We start from the raw sequence: 8,580 nt of genomic DNA, 5'->3' as shown, positions 1-8,580 counted from the left end.
GTGAGCGGCAGCGCGGGCAGCGCCGTGACGGTGGCGGGCATCATGTGGTCGGGCAGCACCTTGGCCGCGCGCCGGCGCACCTCGGCGGGGTCGACGTCGGCCGGGGTCACGTACGCGTCCAGCCGCGCCAGCGCATGATCGACCGCCTGCTCGCCTCCGGCCTCGCGCCCACCGTCGGCCGCGGGTCCACCCCCGGTCGCGTGCCCGGCCGTGTCCGTCCGTCCGGGCGCGTCCGGGCGGCCGTCGCGGAGGACGACGGCGGCCGAGGTGACCGCGGGGTCGTCGAGGAGGACGTTGCGGATCTCGTCCAGCTCGATGCGGAAGCCGCGTACCTTGACCTGGGTGTCCAGCCGGCCCAGGTGTTCGAGCCGCCCGTCGGGCCGCAGACGGCCGCGGTCGCCGCTGCGGTACATGCGGCCCCCGGCGAACGGGTCCGGCACGAAACGCTCGGCCGTCAGCTCCGGGCGGCCCAGGTATTCCGTGGCCACCCCCGTCCCGCCGACGTGGATCTCGCCGGGCGCGCCGACGGGAACGGGACGGCCCCGCTCGTCGAGGACGTACACGTGCCAGCCGGGCAGCGGGCGTCCCACCGACCGGGACCCCGCGATGGCGTCGCCGCGGGTCACGGTCTGTGCGGTCACGTGGACCGTGGTCTCGGTGATGCCGTACATGTTGACCAGGCGGCAGCCCGGATACCGGTCGAACCAGCCCAGCAGCGGGCGGACGTCGAGCGTTTCGCCGCCGAACACCGTCAGCCGGACGGCGAGCCGTTCGTCCCGGAGCCGGTCGGCCTCCATGAGCTGGGCGAACGCCGACGGCGTCTGGCTGAGCACGGTGACCCGCTCGCGCACCAGCAGCTCGTGGAACTCCTCGGGCGACCTGGACACCCAGTACGGCACCAGGACCAGCCGGCCGCCGGTGAGCAGCGGCCCCCAGATCTCCCAGACGGAGAAGTCGAAGGCGCTGGAGTGGAAGTTCGACCAGGTGTCGCCGGGACCGAGCCCGAAATCGTCCTGCGTGGCCGTCAGGAGGGCGACGACGTTCCTGTGCGGCACCACGACCCCCTTGGGGCGGCCGGTCGAGCCGGAGGTGTAGATGACGTACGCGGCGCCGTCGGGACCGCCGCTCTCCGGAACGCCGCCGCCGTCGGAGGCGGCGAGCCCTTCGGGGGAGACGACGCTCAGCCCGTCGCCGGCGGGGAAGTCACGGTCGGCGACGACCACGCGCAGCGCGGCGTCCCCGGCCGTGTACGCCAGCCGCTCCGCCGGATAGGCGGGGTCCATCGGCACGTAGACGGCCCCGGCCTTCAGCACGGCCAGCATGGTGGTCACCAGGTCGGGCGTGCGGTCCAGGCAGAGTCCCACCCGGTCGCCCGCCCGCACGCCCATCCCGCGCAGGGCGGCGGCGCGGCGGCCGGCGAGCGCGTCGAGTTCGGCGTAGGTGAGCGAGCGGTCCCCGCCGGTGACGGCGACGGCCTGGGGCTGTTCGGCGGCACGGGCGGCGACGATCTCGTCGATCCGCTCAGGCCGCCGTCCGAGGGACGTGGCCGGGCGGCCGAGGCCGACCACGTGGCGGCGCCTGCGCTCGTCCAGCAGGTCGACGTCGGCGGGGACCAGGTCGTCATCGCCGGCCAGCCGCTCGTACGCGCGGGCGACGTGGACGGCGAACCGCCGCGCCGACTCGCCGTCCACGTCTGCCAGCCGGTGCCGTACGTCGAGGAGGAAGGAGCCGTCGTGGTCGCGGCGGGGTACGAGGGTGAGCGGGAAGAGGGCCGTCTGGCAGGGAACCTCCTCGTCCGTGGCGGTGGCCAGCAGCCCCGCGAGGACCCGGCCACCCGCATCCGCGCAGAGCCGGGCGTACCGGCGGGCGTCGCACCAGCCGCCGTCGCCTGCGAGGACGCGGGCGCTCCCGGCCACCAGCTCGCCGGTCGTGGAGGCGCCCGAGAGGTCCACCGTCAGCAGCGTCCCGGCGTCGAACGCCCCCAGCGCCTCCTCCGGCCGCGCGGGCGGCTCGGTCACCGCGCCGATCACGGGGCAGCGCTGGTCCTCGTACCGTCCCAGGACCAGCGCGGCCGCCACCGCCATCCGGGCGGCCAGGTGCGGCGAGTCCCGCACCGGCACGCTCACCACCCCGGTACGCTCACCCGCCGCGACATCCCCCGAGGCCCATTCGACGGCCCCGGAGTAGTCGGCCTCCCGCCACCGCTTGACCAGCTCGTCGTCCGGCGCGGCCGCCTGCGGCCGGCCGGCGTGGAACCGTCTGTACGGGACCCGCTCCGTGAGCACCTCGGCCACCATCCGCAGCGACGTCGCGTCCAGCCATGCCCGGTGCGCGACGAGCACCAGGTCGGCCGGCCCGTCCGCGTACTCGAGCAGCACGGCCCGCAGCCCGCGCGCCGGCCTGAGCAGCTCGGCGTCGAGCGCCCGCGCGGCCTGCGCGGAACCGGCGGCGGCGGGCACCCGTTCCGTCCACAGGCGGGCGGGCTCGCCCCACCAGTGGCGGGCGGCGTGGTCGAGGATCCGCGCCATCCGGGCGGCGTCGGCGCCGCCGGGAAGCCTGGTCCGCCGGGCGTGGCAGTGCCCGGACGGCGTGACGGCGGCGGGGATCAGCGTGTCAACGGTGCGGTACACAGAGTGATCTCCAGTGGGTTCGGGTGGCCGGCGGGGCCGGTCGGCGAAGGCGTCAGCGGGTGGTGAAGCCTCCGTCGACGGTGAGCACGCTGCCGGTGACCTGGCGGGACTCGTCGGAGGCCAGCCACACGGCGGCGGAGGCGACGGCGTCGGGCTCGATAAGCGCGTTGGACGGCTGGGCCTGCAGGAACGCCTCCTCGTGCGCGCCCACGGGCACGTCGAGCGAGCGGGCGATCTCCGCCAGCATCCGGCCCTCCACCTGCGGATCGTCCCTGACCGAGCCGGGGCACAGCGCGTTGACCCGCACCTGGCGCGGGGCGTAGTCGAGCGCCGCCGCCTTCGTCAGCCCGATGAGACCGTGTTTGGCGGCGACATAGCCGGCGAAATGCCGGTAGCCCACCAGCCCGGCGGTGGACGCGACGTTGACGATGCTGCCCGAGCCGCGCTCGCACATGAGCCTGCCGACCGCCCGGATGGCCCGCCAGGCGCCCGAGAGGTCAACGTCGAGCATCAGCCGCCACTCGTCCTCGTCGATCTCGTGCGTCACCTTGCCGGACGGCGCGGCGATGCCCGCGTTGTTGACGAGCACGTCCACGGCGCCGAACCGGTCGACCGCCAGGGCCACCGCGTCCTCGATCTCGCGCAGGTCCCGTACGTCGGCCTCCTTGACCAGTACCGCGACGCCGGCCTTCCGGCAGAGCTCCTCGGTGTGCCAGAGCTGGCCGGGGGAGCCGAGCGGGTAGGGAACCCCGGGCAGGTCGCGCGCGATGTCGATCAGCACGAGGTCGGCTCCCTCGTGGGCGAACGCCTGGGCGGTGGCGCGTCCGAGGCCGCGGGCCGCGCCGGTGATGACGGCCGTCTTGCCGGCCAGGCGCAGCGTCACGTTCGTTCCTCGGACAGCTCGTCCGTGATCAGCCCGAGCAGGGCGGCGGGGTCGTCCGCCAGGTACATGTGGCCGCCGTCGAGCTCGGCGGTCCTGAACCCGGCGCTGGTGACCTGCTCCCACTGCGCGAGCTGCGCGCCGTCGACCAGCTCGTCGTCTCGGCCGCGCAGCGCGGTGACCGGAACGGGCAGTGGCTTGTCCGTGGCCGGCTCGTACGTCTCGTGCATCTCGACGTCCGCCCGGATCACGGGCAGCAGCAGCGACCGCATCTCCGGGTCTTCGAGCGCCGGATGCGTGTAGCCGGAGAACTCCCCGACCCTGGCCAGGAACTCGTCGTCGCTGAGGCCGCTGGCTTTGGCCTCGCGCCCGTCGTGCGGGCCGGGTGATCCGCTCACGAACAGCCGCTCGGGCGTCACTCCTCTGCCGTTGGCGAGGTGGTTGGCCAGCTCGTACGCCAGCACGGCGCCGAGGCTGTGGCCGAAGAGCGCGACGGGCGGGGTGGCGCCGTCGATCCTGGCCAGGACCTGGGTGCACGCCGCCTCGGCCGCGCGGGCGACCTCGGTGTAGGGGGCTTCGTTGAAACGTTCTTCGCGGCCGGGCAGTTGCACCGGCAGGATGGTCAGGTCCTCGGGGGCCTGCCGCTGCCATCCGCGGAAGAACGACGCTCCGGCGCCGGCGAAGGGCAGGCAGACAAGGTACGTGGGTTCCATGATGCGGATTTCTCCGATCGATCGTCCAGAGGCGGAATCCGGGCCGCGGGGACGTCACCGTTCGGGCGAGCATCCCTGAGCCGATTACGTAGTGGTCCATGCCGGATACTTTGTGTGACGCTCCCGGTCGGACCGCTGGCCTCTATCGCCTCCCCCGTCCATTCGCGACCGACAAGCCGGGCAGGGCCCGGGGCGGGCGTCGCGCATCGCTCGTTGCGGCCCCAAGCATGCCGAACGACGGCCAAAACTACGGAGTTTCGGTCCTTTAGGTCAAGTCGAACATGAGAAAACTGTGACACACGGTGGTGGTTCGGCACCTTCCTGCGTCACATGTCGGACCCCTTCCCCGGGCCCTCTCATCCCTGTTCTGACCTGCGGTTATATAGCCGTCCTAGGGGTCGGTTCCGGCGGGTTTTACATCGTTCCATCGCCGCTCGGCGATTGCCGCAGTTCGTTGTCAGGCCGCAGGCACCCGAGAGCGTATGTCCTGAATCTAAAGTTTGGGGTAGCCGTATGTAAAACGTCTGTGTCAGTATGTGAGACGGCGTCAGTTACGGCTACAGCGCGTTCGCTGGAGAAGGAAGGGTTTGTCTGGCAGGTGACGTACCTCATCGGCACGATCGCCGACCCCGCCCGGCAGCCGTCAGCTCCCGGCGCGCGATTACCGCCCGGCGCGGCCCACCGCTAGGACACCTCCGCCGGCCTGCCGGTGAGAGCTCGCAGACCCATGGTGACGGCGGCCGCCAGGAGCACCACGCCGGACAGCACCCCGCTGACCACCGGCACCCACGCCACGGCCGCGGTCGGCGCGAGGGCGAGCCCGGCGGCTCTGAGCAAGGTCAGCACCACACCGGGCACGGCGATGCTCCAGTCCTTCCAGACGGGCGCCAGGGCCACGAAGTGCACGCCGACCACCAGCGCCTTGCGCGGGTCGTCCAGCACGTCGGCGTGCACGATCGTGCGCATCGTCATGCCGCGCCGCAGGGCGTCGAGCACGCTGCGCCGGCTCCGCAGTTCCTGGCGGCCCTGCGCGGGCTCGCCCACAGGGTGCATGGCGCGCAACTCGCCGGCCGAGCCGGCCAACTGCGCGATCTGCTGCCGGACCAGCTCGCTGTCGTCGAGCCGTTCGACGTCGACGGGGATGCCACGGAGCTCGCCCACCACTTCTGCCAGCCGGTGGGCGAGCCGCGCCGGCGACGCGCTCTCGTTCATACGCCTCCTTCGCCGCTTCTCCGACGATTGTCGCGTACGGGACTGCGGCGAGGGTGGGCCTCAGTCGGTGCCGAACTCCATCGCGGCGTGGTCGAGCAGCTCGTCCTCGGGCGCCTCGCCACGGGAGGCGATCGCCTCGGCCCCGCCCTCCGGCATGGCGCCGATCAGTTTGGTCGAGGACGTCTCCGCCGCGGCGATCAACGCCGAGTGGCCGGCTCCGACCATGCCGAGCCCGGCGTACTGCTCCAGCTTGGCGCGGGTGTCGGCGATGTCGAGGTTGCGCATGGTCAGCTGGCCGATGCGGTCGACGGGACCGAAGGCGGAGTCTTCCGTGCGCTCCATGGACAGTTTGTCCGGGTGGTAGCTGAACGCGGGCCCCGACGTGTCGAGGATCGAGTAGTCCTCGCCGCGCCGCAGCCGCAGCGTCACCTCGCCGGTGATCGCCATGCCGACCCAGCGCTGCAACGACTCGCGCAACATCAGCGCCTGGGGGTCGAGCCAGCGGCCTTCGTAGAGCAGGCGGCCCAGCCGGCGCCCCTCGCTGTGGTAGACGGCGAGGGTGTCCTCGTTGTGGACCGCGTTGACCAGCCGCTCGTAGGCCGCGTGCAGCAGCGCCATGCCAGGCGCCTCGTAGATGCCCCGGCTCTTGGCCTCGATGACGCGGTTCTCGATCTGGTCGGACATGCCGAGGCCGTGCCGCCCGCCGATGGCGTTGGCCTCCAGCACCAGGTCCACGGCCGAGGGGAACTCCTTGCCGTTGATCGTCACCGGACGGCCGCGCTCGAAGCCGATGGTGGCGTCTTCGCAGGCGATCTCCACGCTCGGGTCCCAGAACGGCACGCCCATGATCGGCTCGACCGTCTCGATGCCGGCGTCGAGGTGCTCAAGCGCCTTGGCCTCGTGGGTGGCGCCCCAGATGTTGGCGTCGGTGGAGTAGGCCTTCTCCGTGCTGTCGCGGTAGGGCAGGCCGCGCTCGAGCAGCCACTCCGACATCTCGGTGCGGCCGCCGAGCTCGCTGACGAACCCCGCGTCGAGCCACGGCTTGTAGATGCGCAGCGACGGGTTGGCCAGCAGGCCGTAGCGGTAGAAGCGCTCGATGTCGTTGCCCTTGAAGGTGGAGCCGTCACCCCAGATCTGCACGCCGTCCTCGAGCATCGCGCGCACCAGCAGGGTGCCCGTGACGGCCCGCCCGAGCGGGGTCGTGTTGAAGTAGCCGCGACCGCCTGAGCGGATGTGGAAGGCCCCACAGGCCAGGGCGGCGAGCCCTTCCTCCACGAGCGCGGCCCGGCAGTCGACCAGCCGGGCGACCTCAGCGCCGTAGGCCGTCGCACGCCCGGGCACCGAGGCGATGTCGGGCTCGTCGTATTGGCCGATGTCTGCGGTGTATGCGCACGGCACCGCGCCCTTCTCGCGCATCCACGCGACCGCTACCGAGGTGTCGAGGCCGCCGGAGAAGGCGATGCCGACACGTTCGCCGACAGGCAGAGAAGTGAGAACCTTGGACACGCGTGAAGTATATACATAGGTATGCATGATCATGCAACGTCGGCCTGTCACGACTCTCCGCCGTGTCGGGTCGTGCTCAGCGGGCGGGCTGCCCGGCCGCGGCGGCCCGGGGTTCGTTCTCCGAAGCCGGTTTGTACGCGCGCCCGGCCGCCTCGATGTGCGCCTTGGCCGCCTTCCCCGCCGCCTTCGGATCTCCGGCGCGGATGCCGGCGACGATGGCCTGGTGCTGCTCGGTGATCGCGCCGGCCCAGTGGGGGTCGTCGAGGTTGGCCACGGTCGTGACCGCGATGCGATCCCACACCCGGTGCAGGGTGTCCTCCAGGAACGGGTTGCCGGCCGCCGCTCCGATGGCGCGGTGCAGGGCGAGGTTGGCCTGAGCGGAGGCGTGGGCGTCGTGGGTCTGCACCGCCGCCTCGACCGCGTCGACGGCACGGTCGAGCGCGTCGATGTCGGCGGGGGCCAGTTGCCCGCGGGCCTGCCGGGTGGCGGCCAGCTCGGCGGCCAGCCCTTCGAGCGTGGCGCGCAGGACGAACAGGTGCTCCGCCTCGGCAGCGGTCAGCGCGGCGACGGCGACGCCTCGGGCTGCCGGGATGACCAACCCTTCGGCCAGTAACCTGCCGATGGCCTCGCGTACGGGAGTGCGGCTGACGCCCAGGTCGGCGGCCAGCGCCGCCTCCGTCAGCCGTTGGCCGGGAGCGTATCGCCCCTCCGCGAACCGGTGGCGCAGCGCCACGTAGACCGCATGGGCGCTGCCCGGCTGGGATTCGGAAGAGACCGCCATGGGGCGAGTATACATTGCATGCAAACGCTGCCCGAGCACTCTTGACATGCATTGCATGCAATGAATACGTTGCCACTCATCGAGGCAGGAGCCGGAAGGAGGGCGACCATGCTGGACCCGCTTCAGCTGCTCGTTCTCGCCGGCGCGGGCTTCCTGGCAGGCGCCGTGAACGGCGTCGCGGGCGGCGGTTCGCTGATCTCCTTCCCCGCGCTCATGGCGATGGGCTACTCGCCGATCACCGCCAACGTGACCAGCGCCCTCGCCACCCTGCCCGGCTACGTGGGCGGGCTGGTCGGCTACCGGGACGAACTGCCCGCCGTGCGCCCGCAGGTGCCGCGGCTCTCCGTGGTCAGCGCCTGCGGCGCCGTGTGCGGGGCCGCGATCCTGCTCGCCGCGCCGCCGGAACAGTTCGAGTCGATCGTCCCGTTCCTCGTCCTCGTCTCCGTCGTCGCGCTGGCCCTTCAGGAAAGCCTGGCCCGGCGCGTCGGCGGGGACAGGGCGGCGGGCGGCGGTCACGCGCTGCTGGCCGGCCAGTTCGTGGTCGCGATGTACGGCGGCTACTTCGCCGCCGGGCTCGGCGTCATGATGCTCGCCGTCCTTGGCACGTTCCTGGCGGACGACCTGCACAGGCTCAACGCGCTCAAGAGCGCGCTGTCCCTGGTCGTCGGCCTGATCTCAGCCCTGTGCTTCTCCGTGTTCGGCCCCGTCGAGTGGATCCCGGTCGCGGTCATGTCGCTCACCGGACTGGCCGGCGGCCGGAGCGGAGTGGTGCTCGCCCGGCGCGTGCCGCCGCACGTCTTACGGTGGCTGATCGTCGGTTTCGGTCTCATCCTGTCCGTCGCGCTCTTCGTGAGGTGA

7 protein-coding genes are annotated in these 8,580 nt (G+C 72.3%); 1 reads left to right on the top strand and 6 read right to left on the bottom strand.

Annotation, left to right across the window (positions count from 1 at the left end):
* The 6 genes from GUY59_RS05615 to GUY59_RS05590 form a co-directional block, all read right to left on the bottom strand.
* The coding region (locus GUY59_RS05615; RefSeq protein WP_201760535.1) for an amino acid adenylation domain-containing protein at window positions 1-2,630 on the bottom strand (2,630 nt) is incomplete at its 3' end.
* A gap of 52 nt (window positions 2,631-2,682) precedes the next feature.
* A complete protein-coding gene (locus GUY59_RS05610) occupies window positions 2,683-3,513 on the bottom strand; it encodes an SDR family oxidoreductase (RefSeq protein ID WP_201760534.1) in 831 nt (276 codons plus the stop codon).
* Entirely contained in the window at window positions 3,510-4,223 is a 714-nt protein-coding gene (locus GUY59_RS05605) for a thioesterase II family protein (protein WP_138199139.1), read from the bottom strand. Before GUY59_RS05605 ends, GUY59_RS05610 begins: the two co-directional genes overlap by 4 nt.
* A 684-nt stretch (window positions 4,224-4,907) precedes the next feature.
* Window positions 4,908-5,435, bottom strand: coding sequence for a hypothetical protein (locus GUY59_RS05600; RefSeq protein ID WP_138199138.1), 528 nt, complete (start codon window positions 5,433-5,435; stop codon window positions 4,908-4,910).
* A gap of 60 nt (window positions 5,436-5,495) precedes the next feature.
* A complete protein-coding gene (gene argG / locus GUY59_RS05595; RefSeq protein ID WP_138199137.1) occupies window positions 5,496-6,941 on the bottom strand; it encodes an argininosuccinate synthase in 1,446 nt (481 codons plus the stop codon).
* Between the two features lie 76 nt (window positions 6,942-7,017).
* Window positions 7,018-7,722 carry a GntR family transcriptional regulator gene (locus tag GUY59_RS05590; RefSeq protein ID WP_161714420.1) on the bottom strand — a complete coding sequence of 235 codons (705 nt, stop codon included), beginning with the start codon at window positions 7,720-7,722 and terminating at the stop codon, window positions 7,018-7,020.
* A gap of 108 nt (window positions 7,723-7,830) precedes the next feature.
* Here GUY59_RS05590 and GUY59_RS05585 point away from each other — a divergent pair, with 108 nt between their 5' ends.
* Window positions 7,831-8,580 (top strand): sulfite exporter TauE/SafE family protein, encoded by a 750-nt coding sequence (locus GUY59_RS05585; protein WP_161714419.1) that lies wholly within the window; start codon window positions 7,831-7,833, stop codon window positions 8,578-8,580.

Source organism: Nonomuraea sp. K271 (assembly GCF_009908215.1).
Taxonomy (GTDB): Bacteria; Actinomycetota; Actinomycetes; order Streptosporangiales; family Streptosporangiaceae; genus Nonomuraea; species Nonomuraea longispora.
The sequence above is the reverse complement of the archived record's forward strand: the minus strand, read 5'-3'. Positions and strand labels throughout refer to the sequence as shown.